The 22,686-nt window shown below is 68.3% G+C and carries 16 protein-coding genes; 10 read left to right on the top strand and 6 right to left on the bottom strand.

Going from position 1 to position 22,686, the window contains the following annotated elements:
- The 3 genes from MIC448_RS00230 to MIC448_RS00220 form a co-directional block, all read right to left on the bottom strand.
- The coding region (locus tag MIC448_RS00230; RefSeq protein ID WP_373457215.1) for an SOS response-associated peptidase at window positions 1–395 on the bottom strand (395 nt) is incomplete at its 3' end.
- Between the two features lie 62 nt (window positions 396–457).
- Window positions 458–1,492 (bottom strand): App1 family protein, encoded by a 1,035-nt coding sequence (locus MIC448_RS00225; protein WP_036294189.1) that lies wholly within the window; start codon window positions 1,490–1,492, stop codon window positions 458–460.
- A gap of 5 nt (window positions 1,493–1,497) precedes the next feature.
- Window positions 1,498–2,163: a DedA family protein gene (locus tag MIC448_RS00220; protein WP_036294187.1), complete on the bottom strand. Its 666-nt coding sequence runs from the start codon at window positions 2,161–2,163 to the stop codon at window positions 1,498–1,500.
- 41 nt (window positions 2,164–2,204) lie between these two features.
- Here MIC448_RS00220 and pabB point away from each other — a divergent pair, with 41 nt between their 5' ends.
- The 5 genes from pabB to holA all read left to right on the top strand — a co-directional run bounded on the left by pabB (window position 2,205) and on the right by holA (window position 10,673).
- Window positions 2,205–3,575 carry an aminodeoxychorismate synthase component I gene (pabB, locus tag MIC448_RS00215; protein WP_036294184.1) on the top strand — a complete coding sequence of 457 codons (1,371 nt, stop codon included), beginning with the start codon at window positions 2,205–2,207 and terminating at the stop codon, window positions 3,573–3,575.
- A 103-nt stretch (window positions 3,576–3,678) separates the two neighbouring features.
- On the top strand, window positions 3,679–6,276 hold the full coding sequence (gene leuS / locus MIC448_RS00210) for a leucine--tRNA ligase (protein WP_036294182.1): 2,598 nt from the start codon (window positions 3,679–3,681) through the stop codon (window positions 6,274–6,276).
- A 257-nt stretch (window positions 6,277–6,533) separates the two neighbouring features.
- Window positions 6,534–7,193: a ComEA family DNA-binding protein gene (locus MIC448_RS00205; RefSeq protein ID WP_036294179.1), complete on the top strand. Its 660-nt coding sequence runs from the start codon at window positions 6,534–6,536 to the stop codon at window positions 7,191–7,193.
- 2 nt (window positions 7,194–7,195) lie between these two features.
- Window positions 7,196–9,535, top strand: a complete 2,340-nt coding sequence (locus MIC448_RS00200; RefSeq protein ID WP_144237946.1) for a ComEC/Rec2 family competence protein — start codon at window positions 7,196–7,198, stop codon at window positions 9,533–9,535.
- Window positions 9,536–9,617: 82 nt separating this feature from the next.
- A complete protein-coding gene (gene holA / locus MIC448_RS00195) occupies window positions 9,618–10,673 on the top strand; it encodes a DNA polymerase III subunit delta (RefSeq protein ID WP_036294176.1) in 1,056 nt (351 codons plus the stop codon).
- A 155-nt stretch (window positions 10,674–10,828) separates the two neighbouring features.
- On the opposite strand, the gene rpsT is transcribed toward holA, so the two are convergent.
- The 3 genes from rpsT to MIC448_RS00180 form a co-directional block, all read right to left on the bottom strand.
- Window positions 10,829–11,089, bottom strand: a complete 261-nt coding sequence (gene rpsT, locus MIC448_RS00190) for a 30S ribosomal protein S20 (protein ID WP_036294173.1) — start codon at window positions 11,087–11,089, stop codon at window positions 10,829–10,831.
- 122 nt (window positions 11,090–11,211) lie between these two features.
- Window positions 11,212–11,967, bottom strand: coding sequence for an alpha/beta fold hydrolase (locus MIC448_RS00185; RefSeq protein ID WP_051512823.1), 756 nt, complete (start codon window positions 11,965–11,967; stop codon window positions 11,212–11,214).
- 205 nt (window positions 11,968–12,172) lie between these two features.
- Complete coding sequence (locus MIC448_RS00180) at window positions 12,173–16,948, bottom strand: ExeM/NucH family extracellular endonuclease (protein WP_051512825.1); 4,776 nt, start codon at window positions 16,946–16,948, stop codon at window positions 12,173–12,175.
- Window positions 16,949–17,242: 294 nt separating this feature from the next.
- On the opposite strand from MIC448_RS00180, the gene lepA reads away from it, so the two are divergent.
- The 5 genes from lepA to MIC448_RS00155 all read left to right on the top strand — a co-directional run.
- Window positions 17,243–19,099 (top strand): translation elongation factor 4, encoded by a 1,857-nt coding sequence (lepA, locus tag MIC448_RS00175; protein ID WP_036294170.1) that lies wholly within the window; start codon window positions 17,243–17,245, stop codon window positions 19,097–19,099.
- Window positions 19,100–19,108: 9 nt separating this feature from the next.
- The gene (locus tag MIC448_RS00170; protein ID WP_036294195.1) at window positions 19,109–19,759 is read left to right on the top strand and encodes a DUF1990 family protein; all 651 of its coding nucleotides are present in this window, start codon (window positions 19,109–19,111) and stop codon (window positions 19,757–19,759) included.
- A 1-nt stretch (window position 19,760) separates the two neighbouring features.
- Window positions 19,761–20,978, top strand: a complete 1,218-nt coding sequence (gene hemW / locus MIC448_RS00165; protein ID WP_036294167.1) for a radical SAM family heme chaperone HemW — start codon at window positions 19,761–19,763, stop codon at window positions 20,976–20,978.
- A 93-nt stretch (window positions 20,979–21,071) separates the two neighbouring features.
- Complete coding sequence (gene hrcA, locus MIC448_RS00160) at window positions 21,072–22,112, top strand: heat-inducible transcriptional repressor HrcA (protein ID WP_036294164.1); 1,041 nt, start codon at window positions 21,072–21,074, stop codon at window positions 22,110–22,112.
- A 48-nt stretch (window positions 22,113–22,160) separates the two neighbouring features.
- The coding region (locus MIC448_RS00155; protein ID WP_036294160.1) for a DnaJ domain-containing protein at window positions 22,161–22,686 on the top strand (526 nt) is incomplete at its 3' end.

Here is a 22,686-nt window from a genome sequence, read left to right as displayed (position 1 = left end):
CACTCGTAGAGCCCCGCCATGAGGAGGGGAGAATCGTCCGCCGGGTGGATATAGTGCGGCTCTTTGCCGTCGTCCGTCACCTTCCACTCGTAGTAGCCGGAGGTCGGCACGATCGCGCGGCGCTTCTCAAGCGCACCACGGAACATCGGCTTGTCCTCGATCTCCTCGGAACGCGCGTTGAACGCGCGCGACCCGATCGAGACATCCTTCGCCCAACTCGGCACGAGGCCCCAGCGCGCAGCCTCGAGGCGTCGGGTCGGGGGGTCAGTCTTTGCCGAGTCGAGGACGATAACCGCCCGGTCGGTGGGCGCGATGTTGAACGAGGGCGCGGGCAGGTCTTCGGCCACCGTGTCGACATCGAGCAGGTCCGTCAGATCGGCCGGGGGTCTGGTCACCACGAAGCGTCCGCACATACCTCAAACCCTACGCGCGGGCGCCGACATGGCGATGGCGCGGCTCAGACGAGGCCCGCGCGCTCCAACTTGTCCAGGATGCCCGCGCCGTCGGACGCCGTGACCCACGGGGCCTGAGCATCCGAGTGATCGTCGACCGTCTGACGTCCACCGGCCAGCACGGCCTCGGTCGTGGAAAGGCGACGGATAGCGACCGCCGAGACCTGCCCCGGGTGGTCCTTCGCGAACTCGGTGTAGATCGACTCGTCGTGCTGACCGTCGTCGCCGATCAGCAGCCACTGGACCTGCGGAAACTCCGTCGCGAGCCGACGCAGGTTGTCGAGCTTGTGCTCACGGCCGCTCCGGAACCACCGGTCATGGGTTGGGCCCCAGTCGGTCAGCAGAATTCCGCCGGGCGGGAAGAGGTGGCGGGAGAGGAAGCGGGTGAGCGTCGGGGCGATGTTCCATGCGCCGGTCGACAGGTAGATCATCGGGGCGCCGGGATGGCTGCGTACCAGGCGCTCGAGCAGCACCGCCATACCGGGCACGGGCAGGCGAGCGTGCTCGTCGACGACAAACGAGTTCCAGGCGGCGATGAGCGGACGGGGCAGCGCCGTGACCATGACGGTGTCATCGACATCCGAGACCACACCGAACTTCACGTCCGAGCCGACGATGAACACCCGCGCCTCGACGGGGTCGCTGTTCTCGACGGACAGTTCGAGGGTCTGCCATCCGGACTCGAGCTCGGCCTGGATGACCGTGTCGACCACGCCGCCGCGGTCAGACACCACCGTGTGGGTGCGCCCGGCGACCGTGATCTTCACCTCGGAGTAGCCGACGGGGATGCTGACGAAGCTGCGCCAGCCGCGCAGGCTGCTGATCTCGCCCGACTTCGTATCGCGGGGCGGGCGAACGATCAAGACCCGTCCGACGACGCGCACCCAACCCTCGCCGCCGTAGCCCGGGAAGGGGACGATGCTGGCGCTCAACCCGCGCCGACGGGCGCGCTTCTCTCGCCAGGCGTGGAATCGGTGCTCGAGTCTTGCCAGCCAGAGGATCTTGGCGGGAAAAGCGGGGGCCTGCGTCGTAGTGGGCATCGCCCTCAGTCTTTCATGCCCTCCGGAGCATCCTCGTCGTGAAGGTGACGGCGTTCGATACGTTCGATGACCTTCTTGCCAACGAACACGAGCACGATGAACAACACGATCACGCCCACGAAGATGTACCCGGCGAAGTGCACCGTGTCAGCGAGCTCGCGATACGTGCCGGCGGCGGCCGCGGCGACGGAGACGTAGAGCGTTGCCCAGAGGATGCAGGCGGGCGCTGTCCACGCGAGGAAGCGCCGAAAGGGGTAGGCGGTCATGCCGACCGTCAACGGTACGAGCGAGTGCAGTACGGGGAGGAAACGCGACAGGAAGATCGCGGGCCCACCCCGGCGGCGCAGGTAGCGCTCCGACCGTTCCCAGTTCTTCGCACCGATGCGCGCGCCGAGACGAGAGGCGCGGATGCGTGGGCCCAGCCATCGACCGATCCAGAACCCGATGCTCTCGCCGATGAGCGCCCCAACGACGACGGCGATCCCGAGCAAGACGCCCTCGAGCGGCGACGACACCGCAGTCGCAGCGACGATCACGATGGTGTCGCCGGGAACGATCAGGCCGATCAGGATGCTCGTCTCGAGCATGATCGCGACGCCCGCCAGCAATGTGCGCAACACCGGGTCGACGCTCTGGACCGCGTCCAGCAGCCACGAGAGGAACTCGTTCACGCGTCGAGCCTACGACGCCCAGGTCCCCGTACCCTGGGTGCGTGCCCCAGGATCTCGACGTCGAGTCGCTCACCGACTGGATCGAGCCAGCCGTGGTTTTCGCAACGCTGGAATCGGCGCATCCGAACGTCTTCTGGTTGGACGCCGGCACCGACGCGGACTCGGGGTGGAGCTTCGTCGGTCACGGCGTGCCCGCGACCGCCGACGAGGTGCGAGATGTTCGCCTGGCCGGGGCCTTCGGCGACGCCGAGACCGCAGACCGCGAGTGGCCCGCGGGCCCGTTCCGGGGCGGTTGGGTCGGCTGGTTCGCGTACGACACGGCGGCCGAGCGCGCCGGTGCTCCGGCCCGGAAGACCTCGGACGACGCGCACCGGGGCGGAGTCGATCAGGATGCGTGGATGCGCGCCCGCGCCTGGTTCGCCTTCGATCACGCCAGCCGCCGGGCGTGGGCCGTTGCCTCCGCCCGGGAGCTTGCGTCGTGGGCGGAGGGGATCGGAGCAGCCGCGAGCGCGATGCCCCTGCCCGCGCCGCCCGCGCCCACCGTGCCAGAGTCCGCGCCGGAGTCCCCCTCACCGAGGACTGCCACCTCGCGACACACCCCCGACGAGTACGAGGTATTGATCGCGCAGTGCCATGACGCGATCCGCGCGGGTGATGCGTATCAGCTGTGCCTGACGACGCGGTTCGAGGTCGAGACATCCGACTCTCCCGTCGCCGTCTACGCCCGGCTGCGCGCGTCGAGCCCCGCACATCACGGCGGGTTCGTCCGCATCGGTGGAGTCAGCCTGCTGAGCGCGAGCCCCGAGGAGTTCCTCGGCGTCCGCGACGGGATCGTACGCACGCGGCCGATCAAGGGCACCCGGCCGCGGGGCGCCGACCCGGAGACGGATGCCGCCCTGGCCCGCGACCTGCTCGCGAGCGAGAAGGAGCGTGCCGAGAACGTCATGATCGTCGATCTGATGCGCAACGACCTGTCACGAGTGTGCGAGGTGGGTACGGTGCGGGTCGACGCGTTGCTTGCGGTGGAGAGTTACCCGCACGTGCATCAGCTCGTCAGCACGGTTTCGGGGCAACTGCGACCGGGCAGCACGGTGGGTGAGCTCCTCGATCGCGCCTTCCCTGCCGGCTCGATGACGGGGGCGCCGAAGCTCTCGGCCATGACGATCCTGCAGAAGCTCGAGGTGGGGGAGCGGGGGATCTACGCCGGATGCTTCGGGTGGATCGGCCTCGATGGCACTCTCGATCTCGCCATGGTCATCCGCTCGATCGTCATGCGTGACGGCCACGCCGTCGTCGGGGCGGGCGGCGGCATCACCTGGTCGTCCGTGCCCGTCGAGGAAGTCCGCGAGGTGGGCATCAAGGCGCGCGCACCGCTCGCCGCGCTGGGCGCCACTCTGCCCGCCGGTTGGTAGGGCGAGCGCGCTCATCCACCGCCCGGCGAGCGGCGCAGACGGGTCCGGTAACCTGGAAAGAGCGCCTGCGCGCATCCCGAACCCCCCGCTCGATTGGTTTTCTGTGTCCCAGACCGTTCCCACCGACAACGCTCCCGCCGATGGCGCGCATTACGACGCCGCCGCGATCCAGGCGAAGTGGCAGGCTGCGTGGGAGGCGAAAGACCCGTTCCGGGCCGGCGGCGATGCCGACACGCGGCCGCGCAAGTACGTGCTCGGCATGTTCCCGTACCCGTCGGGCGACATGCACATGGGCCACGCCGAGAACTACGCCTACGTCGACACGGTGGCCCGTTTCTGGCGCCACCGCGGCTACAACGTGCTCAACCCCATCGGCTGGGACTCGTTCGGTCTGCCCGCCGAGAACGCGGCGATTCAGCGCGGCGTCGACCCGCGCGAGTGGACCTACGCGAACATCGGCCAGCAGAAGACGAGCCTGCGCGCGTTCGGCACGTCGTACGACTGGAGCCGCGTGCTCCACACGAGCGACGACGACTACTACCGCTGGAACCAGTGGCTGTTCCTGAAGCTCTATGAGCGCGGGCTGGCTTACCGAAAGGATGCGCTGGTCAACTGGGACCCCGTGGATCAGACCGTGCTCGCGAACGAGCAGGTACTGCCGGATGGCACGTCCGATCGCAGCGGCGCGATGGTCGAGAAGAAGAAGCTCACGCAGTGGTTCTTCAAGATCACCGACTACGCAGACCGCCTGCTCGATGACCTGAACCAGCTCGAGGGATTCTGGCCGCAGAAGGTCATCCAGATGCAGCGGAACTGGATCGGCCGCTCGATCGGTGCCGATATCGACTTCGAGATCGAGGGGCACCCCGACACCGTGACGGTGTTCTCGACGCGCCCCGACACTCTCTACGGCGCGACGTTCTTCGTCGTCGCGCCCGACTCCGACCTGGCCCAGCAGCTCGTCGCCGACGCCGAGCCCGAGATTCGTGAGCGCTTCACGACGTACCTCGACGGTGTGCGCCGCGCAACCGACATCGAGCGTCAGAGCACGGACCGCCCGAAGACGGGCGTGTTCCTCGGCCGCTACGCCATCAACCCCGTAAACGGCGCCCGCCTGCCGATCTGGGCCGCAGACTACGTCCTGGCCGACTACGGTCACGGTGCCGTCATGGCCGTCCCGGCACACGACCAGCGCGACCTCGACTTCGCCCGCGCGTTCGACCTGCCCATCACGGTTGTCGTCGACACGACGGCCCCGATCACGGGTGCGATCCCGGTGATCGAGCTCGACGACGAGGGGGTGCCGATCGATCCCGGTGCCGACGCATCCGGTCTCGACGACATCGACCCCGCGCGCACCGGCGTCGCCCTGACGGGCGAGGGACGGATGATCAACTCCGGCCCCCTCGACGGCCTGTCGAAGCGGACGGCGATCACGCGAAGCATCGAGCAGCTCGAGGCATCCGGCAAGGGACGCGCGGCGAAGTCGTATCGCCTGCGCGACTGGCTGATCTCGCGCCAGCGATTCTGGGGAACGCCGATCCCGATGCTGCACATGGACGACGGCTCGATCGTGCCCGTCCCCGAAGACCAGCTGCCGATCCGGTTGCCCGACGTGCAGGGGCTGGACCTCACGCCCAAGGGCGCTTCGCCGCTCGGTGCCGCCGAGAACTGGGTCAACACGGTCGACCCCGCCACCGGGGCATCCGCTCGACGCGACCCCGACACGATGGACACGTTCGTCGACAGCTCGTGGTACTTCCTGCGGTTCCTGTCGCCCGGAAATGACGAGAAGGCGTTCGCCCCGCGCGAGGCTCAGCGTTGGGCGCCGGTCGATTCGTACATCGGCGGCGTCGAGCACGCGATTCTGCACCTTCTGTACGCGCGCTTCATCACCAAGGTGCTGTTCGACATGGGCCTCGTGGACTTCACCGAGCCGTTCTCGTCGCTCATCAACCAGGGCATGGTCACGCTCGGCGGCACGAAGATGTCGAAGAGCAAGGGCAACCTGGTCGAATTCGCCGCGAGCATGGAGTCCCCGGGCGCCGACGCCGTGCGCGTCGCGATCGCGTTCGCCGGACCCGTCGAGGACGACATCGAGTGGGAGGATGTCTCGACCGGCGGTGCGCAGAAGTTCCTCGCCCGTGCCTGGCGTGTCGCGAACGACGTGGACAGCGACCCGAGCGTCATCTGGGCCGAGGGCGACAGCGCCCTGCGTCGCGTGACGCACCGCCTGCTGGCCGATGCGCCCGGACTTGTCGAACAGACGAAGTTCAACGTCGTCATCGCGCGCCTGATGGAGCTCGTCAATGCGACTCGCAAGGTCATCGACACGGGTGCCGGTCCCACCGACCCGGCCGTGCGCGAGGCCGCCGAGGTCATCGCGATGATCCTCGACCTTTTTGCGCCGCACACGGCCGAAGAGATGTGGGAGATGCTCGGCTACGAGCCCTTCGTCGGCCTCGTGCCGTGGCGTCAGGCGGACCCGATGCTGCTCGTCGAAGAGAACGTGACCGCGGTCGTGCAGGTCGACGGCAAGGTGCGCGGCACCCTCGAGGTGCCCGCGCGGATCGGCGCCGAAGAGCTCGAGAAGCTCGCCCGCGCCGACGAGAAGGTCATCCGTTCGATCGGCGACCGCGAGATCGTCAAGGTCATCGTCCGTGCGCCGAAGGTCGTCTCGATCGCGACCCGCCCCGTATAGCTGCCGCCCCGTGTAGCTGCCGCCGCTCCCGCTGCTACCGCTACCGCTGCCGAAAAGTGGGACATGCCCTTGGGATGTGTCCCACTTTTTGTCGGTAAGCGGCGATCAGAGCGAGCGAAAGTGGGACACGAAGCACGAAAAGTGGGACACGAGCGTGAGCGGGTGCTCGTCCTCCCCATCGTAGGGTGGCGCGTGACGTGCCACCGATGTGGGCGGCGAGCGGATGGCGGGGGCCGAGGCATCCGTAGCGTGACGGAGTGGCGCGCGACAACCCTCCGAACTCGGCCGCCGACGACAGTTCCCCGGACGGGCCCGGTGACGCGTACGCGCGTGCCTCGCCACGCGCCCGGGCCATGGTGGGTGCCGTCGTCGTCGTTCTGCTCGTTGCGCTGGGCATCACGGTGGTGGTCGGGATCGTGCAGTCGGGGACGAGCTCACCCGAGGTGGTGCCACTCGAGGAGGCCTCGGGTGTCGCGGGCGAGGACGTTTCGGCGGGTGTCCTCTACGTTCATGTGTCGGGCGCCGTAGCTCGTCCCGGACTGTATCGGCTCGATGGTGGCGCGCGCCTGGTCGACGCCGTCGCCGTGGCGGGCGGATTCGCGGAGGACGCCGACGAGGCCGGAGTGAACCTGGCGCGGACCCTTTCCGATGGCGAGCAGATCGTCGTGCCGGTGGTGGGCCAGGCGCCACCCGCGGCCTCCGCCGGCGGCGGCACGACCGGCGACGCGCGCGTGAACCTCAACACGGCCACCGTTGCCGAGCTCGATACCCTGCCCCGGGTGGGTCCGGCGATCGCGCAGCGGATCATCGACTGGCGGACGACCAATGGTCGATTCTCGGCGGTCGATGACCTGCTGTCGGTTCCGGGCATCGGCGAGAAGATGCTCGAGTCCCTCCGGCCGCTCGTCGTGCTGTGAACGTGGCCGGGCGCAGATCCCGCAGTCAGCCCCTGCTCGCCGCCCCGGCGGTTGCCGCGTGGGTTGCTGCGCTCGTTGTGGTTGTGTTTCCGTCCGCAGCCGCATGGGCGGCACTCGGTGCGGCCGCCCTGCTCGCGCTCGTCCTGGTCGGGATTGTGCGCCGCCCGTCCTGGGTGTTGCTGATCGCGTCCCTCTCGATCGTTCTGTCCGGATGCGTCGCGGCTCACATCGCGATCGCCGACGGAGTTCGGGAGGAGGTGACCGCCTTCGTGGGGGATGGCGGTCGCGCCATCGTTGTCGAAGCGAACGTGAGCACCAAGATCGAGCCGGCCACAGCGGGTGCGAGGCGCTTCGAGGTCGACACGCGAGTCGTATGGGCTGGCGGACGACAGATTGCGGCATCCGTCCCTCTGGCGATCTGGGCCGACGCCGGTGTGCTGGCCGACATGCAGACGCGGGATGCGCTGGATCTCGGGAGCACCGTGACCGTGCGAGGCTCGGCTCGTCAGACGGATGCGGGCGATCGGGCCGTGCTCATCGTCTTCGCGACCGTCCTCGAGGTCGACGCGGCACCGACGGGCGTGCTTGCCGTGACCGCAGACTTGCGTTCGGGTTTTGTCGACCGAGCCTCGGCGTTGCCCGGGGCGGGCGGCGGGCTCGTTCCGGGTCTCGCGGTCGGTGACACCTCCGCCGTTTCGGATGAGCTCAGCGAGCAGATGCGCACGAGTTCGCTTAGCCACCTGACGGCGGTCTCGGGAGCGAACTGCGCTGTCGTGGTTGCGTTGACTTTCGCCGTCGCGGGTCTTCTCAGGCTGCCCCGGATGGGCCGGATATGGCTGTCGTTGGCAGCGCTCGGATGCTTCGTCCTGCTCGTGACACCCGAGCCGAGCGTGTTGCGGGCGGCCGCGATGACAACGATCGCGCTGCTCGCCCTCGCGGCGGACCGGGCGGGTGCGGGGCTCGCTGTGCTCGCCCTGGCCGTCGGGGTTCTGCTCATCAGCGATCCGTGGTTGTCGCACTCGCTCGGCTTCGCGCTCTCGGCTGCGGCGACGGCGGGACTGCTCGTGCTGAGCCGTCCCCTCGCCGCGGCTTTCGCACGCGTCCTGCCCGTACCCCTCGCGATTGCTCTGTCGGTTCCGGCCGCCGCGCAGTTGGCGTGCGGGCCTCTGCTCGTGCTGATCGATCCGAGGATTCCGGCATACGGCGTCGTTGCGAACCTGCTCGCGGGGCCGGCCGCGCCCGTTGCGACGCTCGTCGGACTCGCGGCGTGCCTGTTCGGCTTCTTGTCGCCGGTTGCGGATCTTCTGACGTGGATCGCGTGGGTTCCGGCATCCTGGATCGCGGGCGTCGCGGCGGTGCTCGCCGAGTTCCCGGGAGCGGATCTGCCGTGGCCCGGTGATGTGGTGGGGGCGGTCGCACTCGCCATCGCCAGCGCGGCAGTGGTGTTCGCGCTCGTGGTCCGACCGCGCACAACGCTGGCCCGACGCGCGCGGGTGGGCATCGCGTTCGTCGTGGTCGCGGCATCCGGTGTTGCCGTCGGGGGAGTGCTGCTCGATCGACCGCTTGCGCCGCTGACGGTGCCCGCGGAGTGGAGCGTGGCCCAGTGCGACATCGGGCAGGGTGACGCCGTGCTCTTGCGGTCGGGTGGTCAGGTCGCGTTGATCGACACGGGTGCCGACGTGGCGTTGCTCGAGGACTGCCTGGCCCGAGTGGGGGTAGCGCACATCGATCTGCTGGTTCTGACGCACTTCGACCTGGACCACGTCGGAGCGGTCGATGCGGTGCGCGGGCGCGTCGGCACGGTGATCCACGGACCGCCGGGTGAGGCGGCGGACGAGCGGATGATTCGGGACCTCGTCAGCGCTGGGGCTCGGGCCGTGGCGGGCGTCGCGGGAATGTCGGGCACGCTCGGGTCGGCGCGCTGGCAGATCCTCTGGCCGAGCTCCGGGCGGTCGCCGTTCGAGCCGGGGAATGACCTGAGCCTCGTGCTCGACGTCGCGCGCGGGGACGACGGGATGCCGCGCGGCCTGTATCTCGGGGACATTTCGGCAACTGCTCAGCGTGCTCTCCGGGCTACGGGTCGGGTGCGCGGAACGTTTGACGTCGTGAAGGTCGCGCATCACGGCAGCGCAGATCAGGACCCGGATCTCTACCGGGTCGTCGCCGCATCCTTAGCCCTCATCGGGGTCGGCGCGGACAATGACTATGGGCATCCGCGCGCCGAGATCCTGGACCTGCTCACCAGCGCGGGGACGACGATCGTGCGGACGGATGTCGACGGTTTGGGTCTGGTTCGCCGCGTGGATGAGGGGCTCGAGGTCTGGCGCGAAGAAGGCGGCTGAGTCGACGTGCTGTCCCCTCGTTTGGCACAGCGTTGTTCTCGCCACGACCGTAGCTGTCGGTCGCCGTCAGTAGGCTGGGGGGATGGCGACACGATCGGCTCGAACCCCGGCGAAGCCAGCCGCAAGCCGCATCCCCCAGCTGTCGTGGCGTCGCCCCGAGCCGGCGCCGATCGTTCTCGTTTCGGGACCCGAAGAGGTGTGCGCCGAGCGAGCGATTGCGGGCCTGCGCGACTACCTCCGCGCCGAGGATCCTTCTCTCGAAGTCTCGGACGTTCGCGCCGATGCCTACGCTCCCGGGACCCTGCTCGGCGTCACCTCGCCGTCGCTGTTCGGCGAGCCGCGGCTCGTGCGGGTCGGCGGAGTCGAGAAGTGCACCGACGAGTTCCTGGCCGAGGCGATCTCATACCTCGCTCAGCCGCAGGAGGGCGCGACCGTCGTGCTCCGCCACACCGGCGCGAGCGTCCGCGGCAAGAAACTGCTCGACGCGATCCGTGGTGGGCAGGGCGGGGGAGTCGAGATCGCGTGTGCAGCGGTCAAGCGTGACTCCGACCGCTACGACTTCGCCGCAGGCGAGTTCCAGGCCGCGCAGCGCCGGATCGCGCCGCCCGCTCTCCGGGCGCTCACATCGGCCTTTGCCGACGACCTCACCGAGCTCGCGGCCGCCTGCCAGCAGCTCATCGCTGACGTGGATGGCGACATCACACCCGAGATCGTGCAGCGTTACTACGGCGGCCGGGTCGAGACATCCGCGTTCGCCGTCGCCGACACCGCGATCGCCGGACGCTACGGTGAGGCGCTCGTCGCGCTGCGTCACGCGCTCGCCTCGGGCGCGGACCCCGTGCCGATGGTCGCCGCGCTCGCGTCGAAGCTGCGGTCGATGGCGCGGGTCGCTGGAACGCGCGAGTCATCCGCTCAGCTGGCGGCGCGCCTCGGGATGAAGGACTGGCAGGTCGATCGGGCCCGGCGCGACCTGGTCGGGTGGAGCGATGACCAGCTCGGGATGGCGATCCAGGCGGCGGCCCGCGCGGATGCCGAGGTCAAGGGTGCCTCGCGCGACCCGGTGTTCGCGCTCGAACGACTGCTGACGGTTGTGGCGACCCGCACGCCGTTCCCCGGCGGTCCCGCGCCCCGCCGCTGACCGCACGCTGGTCCGGACCGGTCACTGAGCTTGTCGAAGTGACCAGCTGTGCACTCCGTGCGCCTGGCTGCTCCCTTCGACAGGCTCAGGGAGCGGAGGTCCGCAACGACGAAGGCCCGCCCCCTGGGGGACGGGCCTTCGTGAATGCGTTCAGATCAGAGCGCAGCAACCTGCTTGGCGATAGCCGACTTGCGGTTCGCGGCCTGGTTCTGGTGGATGACGCCCTTGCTGACGGCCTTGTCGAGCTTCTTCGTCGCGTTGACGAGGGCTGCCTCGGCAGCGGCCTTGTCGCCGGCCGAAGCGGCCTCGCGGGTGCGACGGATGGCGTTCTTGAGCTGCGTCTTGACCGCCTTGTTGCGCTCGTTCGCCTTGATATTGGTCTTGTTGCGCTTGATCTGCGACTTGATGTTTGCCACTGTGTCGAGTCTTTCGTTCGAGGAGAGTTTGGATGTGTTTGCCGGCCGGCAGAAGAGGGCTGCCAGGCAGCGATCGTGAGGGTGGGATACCCACACGCAAGCCAATCAAAGAGTCTAGCAGGTCAACGGGTGCCAACCCTGCGTGCCGGGAGTGCGTCGCCGCCCGCCTCGATCGTGGCGATGGCTACATCGAGCAGTGCATTGAAGACGCGGGGACGCATCGCGGTGACCAGGTGGCTCGTCCTCGGTACGACGACCAACTCGGCCTCGGGCTTCAGCCGCAGGAAGAGACGCTCATTGAGTCGCATCTGGTCGTACTGCCCGTTGATGAACCACACCGGCACGTCGATCCGCCGGAGCGCCGTCAGCAGATCAAGGACCGAGAGCGAACGCAGGGTGGCGTCCTGTGCGTCGAGGGCGTAGCCGCCGGCGCCGAAATCCAGGCGTGTGTCCGCCGGGAGGGTGCGGTCGAGCACTTTGTTCGTCAGCCACATTCCCCGGTCGGGCAGACGGTTGAAGCTCCCGGCGAGTGCCCGGTACGCCGATAGTCCCGCGGTGCGGGGCAGGGCGGTGCATCCGGCTCCGATGAATGCGGCGACGGGCGGATGCTCGGGCCCACCCACGTACTCGGTGCAGAGCAATCCGCCCATGGAGTGCCCGACGAGCAGCACGGGACCGTCCTGGGCAGCACGACGCACCGTGCGGTCGATGGTTGCGAAGGCTTCGTCGATGTCGAACGTCTCGCCCATGCGCGTGCCGTGCGCGGGCAGGTCGAGGGCGTGAGCGCCGATACCGCGCGCCTCGAGGTGCGCAACCTGTGCTCGCCACATGGTGGCCGAGGTGCGGATCCCGTGGACGAAGACCACCTGCACCGTCATGCCTCCAGCCTAACTTCGCGAACCCCGTCGCTCGCCGAGAATGCCGGTTGTCGCCGAGTCGGCCGGTTATTCACCGTTGCTATCCGGCGGCCTCGGGCACAACCAGCGATCTCGAGGGTCGGGACACGGGGCGCGGGCGCAGAGAACGCGGAACGGCCCCCGCACCCGTGAGTGCGAGGGCCGTTCCGGAGCGAGCGGCTCGGGCCTAGAAGAGCACCCGCACGCTCGCCTTCTTGCTCGTCGAACCTTCTACGGCGCCGGTGTCCGCGGGGACGAACTCCGCGGTGTACTGGTGCGTCCCGCGGCTCAGGCGGGGGAGCGTCTTCGACGCGATACCGAGGCGGCTGACCGTGACCTCGGCAACAACCTTCGAGCCCTCGCGGAACACGACCGTGCCGGCCGCGCGCCCCTCAGACACCGACACGTACGCGATGAGGGTCGCGTGCAGCAGGCCGTTGATCTGAACCGGCGGCAGAGCGACCAGCGTTGTCTTGCTCGTCACGAGCGGAACCGCCTGCTCGATCGTGAGCGGCACCGTGACCGTCGTTCCCGTAGCGGCCGTCAGCACGAGAGCGGATGCCCCGGCCGCCGTCCCCGCGGGAATCGTGACGGTAACCGTGGCCGCACCCCCGGTCACCGGCACCGTCGTCAGCACCTGGCCGCCGAGCGAGACGTCGAGCGACGTCGTCTCGGGCGTGCCGCGGCTCGTCATGTTGAGCCCCGACACCGCGAACGACACCTCGGTCCCGGCGACAGCCGATTCCGGCGCACCCTGCACGGCGACACCCTGCTTGGCGTACGACGGCGCGACCGGCGAGCCCTCGGCGAGGAAGTCGATCCACGCCTCGTAGTCGAGCAGACCGGTGTCGACGTAGTCCGTTCCTTCGGTGAAGATCCGGAAGTTGTCGCCACCCGTCGCCAGGAACGACGCCGTACCGATCCGGTACTCCGCCGCGGGATCGAGCGGCGCGCCGTCGATCGTCACGGAGGTGATGCGCGAGCCCTCGGGCAGCGTCGAGTCGAACGTGTACGTCACGTTGTCCGACAGACCCAGCTGCAGGTAGGGACGGCTCGGCACGTTGCCGCTCGCATCCCGCTGCCACTGCTGTTCGAGAAGCGTCGTGAACTGCGCACCGGTGAGGGTGACGAGGGCCAGGGTGTTGTTGAACGGCTGGACCGCGTTCGCCTGCGAGAACGAGATCGTGCCATCCGGAATCCCGGCCACCGCGCTTGCGCCGAACTCGGCCTGCGTGTCGAACAGGTCGGCGCGAAGACCGCCCGGGTTCGTCACACCGATCTGTGCACCGTTCGGCAGCGCCGACAGCGAGTCGAGGATCGACCCGGCGACGAGGTTGCCGAGCGCCGACTCGGACGCACGGTCATCCCGCGTGCCGCCGGTCCACACGCCGTTGACGAACGAGCCGCCGACGTACGCCGTCGTGATGTCGCCGGATACCTCGGCGACCGCCGTGTTGCCGATCTCGGCCGCGTTGGCAAGCGCCTGCGTGACGATGTCGTTCACCGCGGAGACCCGGGGGTACGCCGCAATCAGCTCGGCAGCCGGCGTCGTCGTGCGTGCGACGTTCTCTTCGGTGTGATCCAGCACGTCACCCGTTTCGGGGTCGAGCGTCAGCGTGATCTTGCCGATCTTGGCGCCGTACGAACCCGTCTGGACGATCGGGCGCGTCTGGTCGGTGCCGGGGATCGTCGCCGACCACGCGTACTCCTTGTGCGTGTGTCCGGTGAAGATCGCGTCCACCTCGGCTGCCGTGTCTTCCACGATGGCCGCAAAGGCACCGCCACCGGCGATCTCCTCGTCGAGGGTCGCGCCATCCGGTGTCCCGGCGCCCGCGCCCTCGTGGTACATCGCCACGAGCACGTCGGCCTCGCCGTTCGCCTCGTCGCCGTCCGAGAGTTCGGTCGCGACGCGGTTGACGGCTGCGACGGGGTCACCGAACGACAGCTCGGTGATGCCCGCGGGCGAGACCAATGCTGGCGTCTCTTCCGTCACCGCGCCGATGACGCCGACGGTCAGGCCATCGACCTCGATCAGGGCGTATTCGTCCAGCGCCGGGGTCTCGGTGCCCGCCTCGTAGACGTTCGCTCCGAGGTACGAGAAGTCCGACTCGGTCGTCACGCGGCCCGCAAGGTCATCGAACCCGCGGTCGAACTCGTGGTTTCCGACGGCGGATGTCTCGAGCTCGAGGGCGTTCAGCACGTCGATGGTCGGCTGGTCCTGCGCGACGGCCGAGGCGAACAGCGATGCCCCGATGTTGTCGCCCGCCGAGAGGAACAGGGTGGGCCCGGATGCAGCATCCCGCAGCTGCTCGATGGTTCCGGCGAAGTTCACCGTGTTTCCGTCGATGCGACCGTGGAAGTCGTTGATGCCGAGAAGCGTCAACTCCACCGGCGCTTCTTCGGCGGTCAGGCCGACGATCACCGGGTCGTGGTCGGACGACCGGTACGGGCCCTCCTCGTAGAACCCATCCTCTGAGAACGGAGTGCCGTGGTAGCCGTAGCGGCTGTACTCCAGCGCGACGGATTCACCCGAGTTGATGTTCCAGATGTCGCCGCCCGTGGCACGGTCAAGCGCCGCGTCGTTCATCAGGATGTGATCGAGCGAACCCGACAGTCCCGAGAACGAGTAGCTCGACGAGTCGATCTCGAGCGCGTCCTCGGCGTTGGCGTAGCCCGCGTCGTAGAGCACCTGCAGCGGGTCTTCCTGGCTGTACGAGTTGAAGTCCCCCGCCAGCAGGACCGCGTCCGTGTCGCCTTGGATCTCGGCGACCCAGTCGCGCAGCGCCGTGGCCTGGCGGACGCGTGACTCGTTCGACGAGCCCTGTCCGTCGCCGGTGTCGGCGTCGCCCGGCCAGGGTCCGGCCGAACCCTTCGACTTGAAGTGGTTGACCACGAAGAGGAATTCGGCACCACCATCCGCGGGCTCGAAGATCTGACCGATCGGCTCGCGTGCGTTCTGGAACGCCTCGCCGCTCTCGCTCTGGTCGCCGAGTGCGCGCGACTCGCCGACCCGCTCGACGAGTGCCGGCTGGTAGATGATCGCGTTGGTGATGACATCCTGTCCGGATGCGGCGGGCAGCTCCTCTGAGGAGGGAACGAACGCCCACTTCTCGGTCCCGGCGGCCTCATTGAGCGCAGCGACGAGCGTCGCGGTGGCCTCATCGACGGTCTCGCCGAGGGCGGCGGAGTTCTCGATCTCCATCAGACCGACGACCGAGGCATCCAATGCTTCGATCGCGTCGACGATTTTCGACTCCTGACGCTCGAAGTCCGCGTCGTCCCAGGCGCCGCGCTGATCGCAGCCCTGGCGGACGGTGACGGGCTCGCCGTCTGCGGTCGAGTAGGCCTCGCAGCTCGCGTTCTCGTCACCGAGGGTCGTGAAGTAGTTGAGGACGTTGAAGGATGCGACCGACACGTCGCCATCCACGGCCTCGGGGGCCGCGGTGCGCGGGTTCGAGAACTGCACGCCATCGGTGCCCGAGCCATCCGCCGTCATGGGGGCGGTGGGGTTCAGCTTCCACGCGTTGTTGCGGTAGTCGACCACCACGGGGGCGGAGAAGGTGGCGGATGCTCCGACCACGAGCGGCTCGACGAGCGAGACCCACGCGGGGGTCAGGCCCGCGTTCGCGGTGCTCAGGAAGTTGATCGAGGTTCCGTCATCGAGTGTCACGGCGCGCGCGGCGTTGTCGGCGGTGACCGCTGTAGCTTCGGGTGAACCCGGGGCTGCGACATCCGTCGGCTGCTGGAGCGGCGTGGTGCCGGCGGCGAGGCCGACCTCGCCGTACTGGTTGGTGCTGTAGGTGTTCGACACCGTGAAATCGCCCTGCGGCTGCACGAGCATCGACTCGAGCACTTCGCGCTCCGGGTCGGTCGTCGGCCAGCCCACAGTTGCCGGCACCGGGGCGATTCCCGCCTCGAGGACGGTGGCCGCGCCGGGCGCGACCGTCAACTCGGTGAGTCCGTTGAATTCGCTCACGACGCCCGTGACGCGGACGGTCTGGCCGAGAGCGACCTCGCCGACGGCGCCGGGTGCGTATACGAAGACGGCGTCAGAGGCAGTGTGGGTCGCGAGGTCGAGAGCGCCCCCGGTCCCCGCGGTCTGGATGACGTAGCCGTTGAAGCCGCCCGTGGGGTAGTGCGCCGTGACGACGCCCTCGGTCGTGACGGTCTGGCCGGCGAGGGGTGAGGCGTCACCGGTGCCCTGGATGGCGTCGATCGCGACGACCGTGGGTTCGACAGGCTCTTCCGGTTCTTCGGGGTCGATCGGCTCTTCGGGATCCACGGGCGGCTCCTCCGGCTCGCCGGCCGAAGAGGCCGTGGGGGTCGGGGCGCCAGCCGTGAAGTCCGCGGCGTTGTTCGCCGTGTTGGTGTTCACAGAGTCGCGCGAGACGCTCGTCGCGCTTGTCGTCGCCGGAGCTGCCCCCGCACCGGCGAAGTCGCTGGCGGATCCCCAACCGACGAAGTCGACCACGCTCGGTGCGCCGGCTGCATTGCCCGTCGCGCCGGTGAGCGCGGTGGTCGACGAGACAAGGGCGACCTTGCCGGTCGATCCGCTCAGGTTGGTTGTGCCGCTGAGGTCGGGTGTCGGCAGCGGTGCTCCGACGGTGGCGTTGTTCGTCGCCTGCTGGATCAGGTAGTAGCTACCCGGCGCGATCGTTCCACTGAGGTTCGTGCGACCGTTCCAGGTGCTTCCGGTTGAGGACGCGTACTGCACGCTCCAGCCGTCGATGCTGACCGGGGCTTCGCTGGCGTTGTAGAGCTCCACAAAGTCGTGGGTCAGTGCGGCGCCGCTGTTGCCACCCCCGCCGTAGACCTCGCTGATCACGATCGCGGCGTCGGGGCTCACCGCGGCCGAGGCCGCGAGGGGAGCCGCGCCGATACCCGCGAGCGCCGTCGCGGAGACCGCGATGATCGCGGCGACTCGGCGACCGTGCGACCGGTGCGGGCTGGGTGCGGATGCGATGGGGGATTGCTGTGCCTGCAGATGAGGCGGCTGGGGTCGCCGATTACTCGTCACGTGTCGTCTCCATGCGGCTCGGTCACGATCCTGGGGAGATCGCGGGGGAACCAGCCGCACCATTGAGCATTCGTTGCAACACAGCGATCGCGCAAGCATCGATGTGGTGAACAAACTCTCATCGTTTGTTTACAAATGATTCCCTGGCGTGTTTCGAGAGGCCCGGGTTACGATGCGCCGTCAGGCGGCAGCGAGTGGGTTCTCAGCTGCGTGTACCGGGCCCCGTAGAATCGACCGGACATGTCTCCCCGCGCCCTGAAGCCTCTCGAGCCCGCCGCAACGCCGCCCGAGAACATCCGAAACTTCTGCATCATCGCCCACATCGACCATGGCAAGTCGACGTTGGCCGACCGGATGCTGCAGATCACCGGCGTCGTCTCGGACCGCGACATGCGGGCCCAGTACCTCGACCGCATGGACATCGAGCGTGAGCGTGGCATCACGATCAAGAGCCAAGCCGTGCGCATGCCGTGGTCTGCCCCTGACACGGGCGAGACCTTCGCGCTGAACATGATCGACACCCCGGGCCACGTCGACTTCACGTATGAGGTCAGCCGTTCCCTCGCCGCGTGCGAGGGCGCGATTCTGCTCGTCGACGCGGCACAGGGCATCGAGGCGCAGACCCTCGCGAACCTCTACCTGGCACTCGAGAACGACCTGACGATCATCCCGGTGCTGAACAAGATCGACCTGCCCGCGGCCGACCCCGAGAAGTACGCGAAAGAGCTCGCGAGCCTGATCGGCGGCAAGCCCGAGGACGTCCTGCGCGTCAGCGGTAAGACCGGCATGGGTGTCGAGGAGCTGCTCGATCAGGTCGTGGCGCAGATCCCCGCGCCGAAGGGCGACCCGGATGCCCCGTCCCGGGCCATGATCTTCGACTCCGTCTACGACTCGTACCGAGGCGTCATCACGTACGTCCGTGTGATCGACGGCCACCTGTCTCCGCGCGAGCGCATCCAGATGATGTCGACCCGGGCCATCCATGAACTCCTCGAGATCGGCGTCTCGTCGCCCGAACCGACCCCGACCAAGGGGCTCGGCGTCGGCGAGGTCGGGTACCTGATCACGGGCGTGAAGGACGTGCGTCAATCCAAGGTCGGCGACACCGTCACGAACGCGGCCAAGCCCTCGAAAGAGGCGCTGCCGGGCTACACCGACCCCAAGCCCATGGTTTTTTCGGGGCTCTACCCGATCGACGGCAGCGACTACCCGGTGCTGCGTGAGGCACTCGACAAGCTCAAGCTGTCGGATGCTTCGCTCAACTACGAACCCGAGACATCCGTCGCCCTCGGCTTCGGGTTTCGCTGCGGCTTCCTCGGTCTGTTGCACCTCGAGATCGTGACCGAGCGTCTCGAGCGCGAGTTCGGGCTCGACCTGATCTCGACGGCGCCGTCGGTGACCTACGAGGTCATGACGGACGACAAGAAGACCTTCACCGTCACGAACCCGAGCGAGTTCCCCTCGGGCACCAAGATTTCGAGCGTCACCGAGCCGATGGTCAAGGCCGCGATCCTCGCACCCAAGGACTACGTCGGAACGATCATGGAACTCTGCCAACAGCGTCGCGGAACGCTCCTCGGCATGGAGTACCTCGGCGAGGACCGGGTCGAGATCCGTTACACGATTCCGCTCGGCGAGATCGTCTTCGACTTCTTCGACCACCTCAAGTCCAAAACGGCCGGCTACGCCTCGCTCGACTACGAGCCGAGCGGCGATCAAGAGGCCGACCTGGTCAAGGTCGACATCCTGCTGCAGGGCGAGGCGGTCGATGCGTTCAGCGCGATCGTGCACCGCGACAAGGCCTACGCGTACGGCGTTCTCATGACCGAACGCCTGAAGAAGCTCATTCCGCGCCAGCAGTTCGAGGTGCCCATCCAGGCCGCGATCGGCGCCCGCATCATCGCCCGCGAGTCGATCCGCGCCATGCGCAAGGACGTTCTCGCCAAGTGCTACGGCGGCGACATCAGCCGTAAGCGCAAGCTGCTCGAGAAGCAGAAAGAGGGCAAGAAGCGCATGAAGATGGTCGGTCGCGTCGAGGTTCCGCAGGAGGCGTTCATCGCGGCCCTCTCAGGGGATACCGAGACGAAGGCCAAGTAGGGTCGAATGATGCGGCGCGGGACGTTCAAGGACGACACGGTGAACTACGCGGCGGTCGGGGCTACTCAGGCCGCCGACCTCATGCACTTTCCGCCCGAGCGGAGCATTCCGGCAGAAGAGACGCTGCGGATCGGTTCGGGTGAGGCCCGCTTCCAGGCGGCGAGCGAGTCGCTGCTGTCGTGGGGTGCCGTGCGCGGCGCGGGTCTTCGCCTCTCTGATGTGCGCCCCGCATCCGGTCCCATGTATTCCGGCGTGAGCTTCGACGAAGAGGGCAACGCGCTCGCTCCCTCACGCACCGAGGCCGATCAGCGCTTCGACGTCGACGGCACCCCGTTCGTCGGCGCAGGCACCAACGTGCACGTGCGAGGTCGAGTTGGTGGTCTTCGCGCGGATGCCGAACTGCGCGTGATCTTCGTGGTCGAAGAGACGCGACGGGTCGGGTTCGCGCTCGGCACTGTCAGTGGCTCGGTCGTGCGCGGTGAAGAGTCCTTCATGGTCGATTGGCTTCCCAATGACGAGGTCTGGTTCACCGTGCGGGCGTTCGATGCTCCGGCCGCGACGACCTACCGCATGCTGAAGGGCCTGGTGCGCCGCCGCCGCCGGCTGCTGTTCACGCGATACCTGCAGGCGATTTCGCCGCTCTACACGACCCCGTCCTGACGTGGCCGGCCCTCTTCCCGTCGGCGACCCCGCACCCGCCGACGGCGCGCTGCCGCGGGATCTCGCAATCGACCCCACCGCGGATTTCGGCGTGTATCTGCACGTGCCGTTCTGCCGCGTGCGATGCGGATACTGCGACTTCAACACCTACACGGCCACCGAGTTGCGCGGAGTCCGGCAGGACTCGTACGCCGAGACGCTGTCGGGCGAGATCACGCTCGCACGCCGCGTGCTGACGGATGTCGGGGCTCTTCGTCCGGCCTCCACGGTCTTTATCGGCGGGGGTACACCGACGCTGCTGCCCGCGGGTGACCTCGCGCGGATGCTCGGCGATGTTCGCGATTCCTTTGGCCTGATGCCCGGGGTGGAGATCACCGTCGAGGCAAATCCCGACACGATGACCGTGGACGTGGCCGACACGCTCGCGGCGGCCGGGGTGACGCGCCTGTCGATCGGGATGCAGTCCAGCGTGCCGCACGTGCTCGCGGCGCTCGATCGCACCCACAATCCCGAGAATGTCGCGACCGCCGTCGCGACCGCGCGCGACGCGGGGCTCGCCGTGAGCCTGGACCTGATTTACGGGGCACCGGGGGAGTCGCTCGATGACTGGATCCAGTCGCTCGAGTCGGCGCTCGCGCAGGACCCCGACCATGTCTCGGCCTATGCGCTGATCGTTGAGGAGGGCACGCCGCTGCACCGACGCATCCGTCGCGGTGAGCTCATCGCCCCCGACGACGACCTGCAGGCCGACATGTACGAGGCCGCCGATGCGCGGCTCGACGCCGCGGGGTACGACTGGTACGAGGTCAGCAACTGGGCGCGCACCCCCGCGAACCGGTCGCAGCACAACCTCAACTACTGGCGGAGCCAAGACTGGTGGGGCTTCGGTCCCGGTGCCCACAGCCACGTGGGTGGGCTGCGCTGGTGGAACGTCAAGCATCCGGCGGCGTATGCGCAGCGGCTCGCGGCGGGGGATTCGCCGGCGGCGGGACGCGAGAGACCGGATGCTTCGGCATCCACCCTCGAACGTGTGCTGCTCGAGTCGCGCATTCGTGAGGGGCTCGCGCTCGACCGGGTGCCCTCGGCGTCACGGGTCGCGGTCGCGGGGCTCATCGCGGACGGCCTGGTCGAGGCATCCGATGCCCTGCGCGGTCGGATCGTGCTGACCCTGCGCGGCCGGCTGCTCGCCGATGCCGTCGTGCGAGCACTACTCCCGTAGCGCGCCGGTCACCGCCGCGCCGCAACACCGCCAGGCGCCACGACGCGTTAGAATTGGCACTCAGACTTCTCGAGTGCCAGCGGAAGGGGGATCATGGTCAGCGAACGAGGCCTGCAGGTCCTCCGGGCGATCGTCCAGGACTACGTCTCCACCCACGAACCGGTCGGCAGCCGATCGATCGTCGAGCGCCACGCTTTCGGAGTGTCGGCGGCCACGATCCGCAACGATATGGCGCTACTCGAGGACGAAGAACTCATCGTCGCCCCCCACACGTCGTCGGGTCGTGTCCCGACCGACAAGGGCTACCGGGTTTTCGTCGATCATCTGGCCGAAGTGCGGCCCCTCTCGCCCGCGCAGCGGAGCGCCATCTCGAGTTTCCTCGGGGGCACAGGCGACCTCGACGATGTACTCGCCCGCACGGTGCGCGTGCTCTCGCAGCTGACCGGTCAGGTCGCCGTCGTGCAGTACCCGTCGTTCGCCAACGCGCACGTCACGCACGTCGAACTCGTTCCGCTCGCTCCGCAGCGCCTGCTCGTCATCCTGGTCACCGACACCGGTCGCGTCTCGCAGCGGATCGCGCCGCTTACGGTGCCGCTGGACGACGAAGACATCCCGGTGCTGCGCGGTCGACTCGCCGCCCTCCTCACGGGACTCGCCGTGGGTGTGGCTTCCGAGCGTGTGGATGCTCTGCGGATCGCCGCCGACCCCGCCGCGCCGGTCGTCGACACGGCGCTCGTCCAGGTCGCGCACGTGCTGTCGGAAGAGCTCGAGGAGTTCCGCCAGGACCGCCTCGTCATGGCCGGAGCCGCCAACCTCGCCCGTCGTGAGACCGACTTCCGCGGCAGCATTTATCCGCTGCTCGAGGCGATCGAAGAGCAGGTCACCCTCATCCGCCTCATGAGCGAGATGGTGGCCGACAGTCAGGGACTCGCGGCGAGCATCGGACGCGAGAACGAACCCTGGGGCCTCGCCGAGGCATCCATCGTCACGAGCGATTACGAGACATCCGGAACCATGGCCCGCGTGGGCGTCATGGGACCGACCCGCATGGATTACCCGAGCAATCTGGCGGCCGCCCGAGCCGTCGCGCGTTACCTCTCGCGCTTGCTCGACGAAGACGAGACGTCCCGCTAACGGACGCGACCCGCAGGCTGCAGCCTGCGGACATCTGTGAAAGGCAACATGGCAGACCACTACGAGGTGCTGGGCGTTCCCCGGGACGCGAGCACCGACGACATCAAGAAGGCGTATCGCCGACTCGCGCGCGAGCTCCACCCCGACGTGAACTCGGGAGCGGATGCCGCCGAGCGCTTCAAGCTCGTCACGCACGCGTATGACGTGCTGAGCAACAGCGAGGAGCGCAGCAAGTACGACCGAGGCGGCGACTCGCCGTTCGGCGGCGGCGGTCAGGGTTTCGGCGGCTTCGGCGACATCTTCGAGACGTTCTTCGGAGGCCAGGGCGGCGGGCGTGGACAGCGTCCCCGGTCACGCCGTGAGCGTGGTCAGGATGCGTTGGTGCGCGTCACCCTCGAGCTGTCAGACGTCGTGTTCGGCGTTCATCGTGACCTCGAGGTCGACACCGCCGTCATCTGCGAGACCTGCCAGGGCTCGTGCTGCCAGCCCGGATCGCAGCCCGTCACGTGCGACATCTGCGGAGGGTCCGGCCACGTACAGCGGACCGTCCGGAGCCTGCTCGGAAACGTCGTCA

Origin of the sequence: Microbacterium sp. C448, from assembly GCF_000582705.2 — a bacterium.
Lineage (GTDB): Bacteria > Actinomycetota > Actinomycetes > Actinomycetales > Microbacteriaceae > Microbacterium > Microbacterium lacus_A.
Note: the sequence above shows the minus strand (reverse complement) of the source record. Positions and strands in the feature narration are given on the sequence as shown.

What these genes read in the sequence shown, in the direction of transcription:
- MIC448_RS00225 (WP_036294189.1), bottom strand. Translation starts at nt 1,492, where the DNA reads ATGCCCACTACGACGCAGGCCCCCGCTTTTCCCGCCAAGATCCTCTGG.
- MIC448_RS00170 (WP_036294195.1), top strand. Translation starts at nt 19,109, where the DNA reads ATGCGGCGCGGGACGTTCAAGGACGACACGGTGAACTACGCGGCGGTC.
- holA (WP_036294176.1), top strand. Translation starts at nt 9,618, where the DNA reads ATGGCGACACGATCGGCTCGAACCCCGGCGAAGCCAGCCGCAAGCCGC.
- hrcA (WP_036294164.1), top strand. Translation starts at nt 21,072, where the DNA reads ATGGTCAGCGAACGAGGCCTGCAGGTCCTCCGGGCGATCGTCCAGGAC.
- lepA (WP_036294170.1), top strand. Translation starts at nt 17,243, where the DNA reads ATGTCTCCCCGCGCCCTGAAGCCTCTCGAGCCCGCCGCAACGCCGCCC.
- MIC448_RS00185 (WP_051512823.1), bottom strand. Translation starts at nt 11,967, where the DNA reads ATGACGGTGCAGGTGGTCTTCGTCCACGGGATCCGCACCTCGGCCACC.